Origin of the sequence: Bradyrhizobium sp. TM233 (assembly GCF_036247965.1) — a bacterium.
Taxonomy (GTDB): domain Bacteria; phylum Pseudomonadota; class Alphaproteobacteria; order Rhizobiales; family Xanthobacteraceae; genus Bradyrhizobium; species Bradyrhizobium ottawaense.
This window is the reverse complement of sequence record NZ_BTIG01000394.1, coordinates 1-1022: the sequence shown is the minus strand read 5'-3', so window position 1 is coordinate 1022 and position 1022 is coordinate 1. Positions and strand designations below refer to the sequence as shown.

The window sequence follows — 1022 nt, the reverse complement described above, 5'->3', positions numbered from 1 at the left end:
CCAGCGCGCCGGCGATGGTGCCGGAATAGACCACGTCCTCGGCGACGTTGCGGCCCTTGTTGACCCCGGACAGCACGATGTCGGGCAGCTTGGCACCGAGGATATGGCGCGCGCCCATGATGACGCAGTCGGTCGGCGTGCCGCGCACGGCAAAGTGCCGCGGGCCGACTTCGCGCAGGCGCAGGGGATCGTTCAGCGACAGCGAATGCGACACGCCGGACTGATCGAGCTCGGGCGCCACCACCCAGACGTCGTCGGACAGCGCGCGCGCGATTTCCTCGACCACCTTGAGGCCGGGGGCGTGAATGCCGTCGTCATTGGTGCAGAGAATGCGCATGCGGAGGTTCGATTCCAAATAAGCGGGGTCCAAGCCGTCTTATCCGGCTCCGGCCGATCAGGCAAACCGGCCGATCGGAGGTTCCTGGCCTCGTCCCGCTACCGGCGGATGCGCCATTGCGGCAGGAAGCGCGCCAGCCGGCCCTCCGCACGCAGCTGCATTGCCGGCAGCACCGGACTGGCGACGGGAGCCTCGATCACGCCGAGCGCCTCCAATTGCGCAACGAACGCGTCCGGCTCTGGCTCTCGCGGAAAGCGTTCGCGGGCCACCGTCAGCGCGTTGTCGAAGTCGGCAGCATTCACACCGGGCTTGGCTCGCCGGCTCTGCACGAGATCGTCGTCCCAGAGCCGCGCGATCTCGATGTCGAGCACGCCACGCAGGCGCTGATCGACAGCCTGGATCCCGGCCCCCGTCACCGCCCATTGTCGGCCGACCCAGAAGATGTCGCGGTGCAAGGCCATGAACGGTGGGTTCGCGTTGCGGGGACCGGCAGGATAGCCGGCCGCCCGATCTTCGCAACCGATCGTTTCCAGCATTTCAGACGGGCAGCGCGATTCTTGTCTTGACGCGTTTCTTGACGCGAACCGGTATCCACCTCGCTCGAAAACGCTTCAGTCGCGCCCGATCACCTTCACGCCGCCCATGTAGGGCTGCAGCACGTCGGGGACCGCGATCGAGCCGTCCT

2 protein-coding genes are annotated in these 1022 nt (G+C 67.1%); both read right to left on the bottom strand.

The annotated features are described in order from the left end of the window. The coding region (locus AABA86_RS34525) for a 5'/3'-nucleotidase SurE (RefSeq protein ID WP_338309935.1) at nt 1-337 on the bottom strand (337 nt) is incomplete at its 3' end. Nucleotides 338-435: 98 nt separating this feature from the next. After that, nucleotides 436-798 (bottom strand): hypothetical protein, encoded by a 363-nt coding sequence (locus AABA86_RS34520; protein WP_212249728.1) that lies wholly within the window; start codon nt 796-798, stop codon nt 436-438. Nucleotides 799-1022 lie beyond the last annotated feature (224 nt).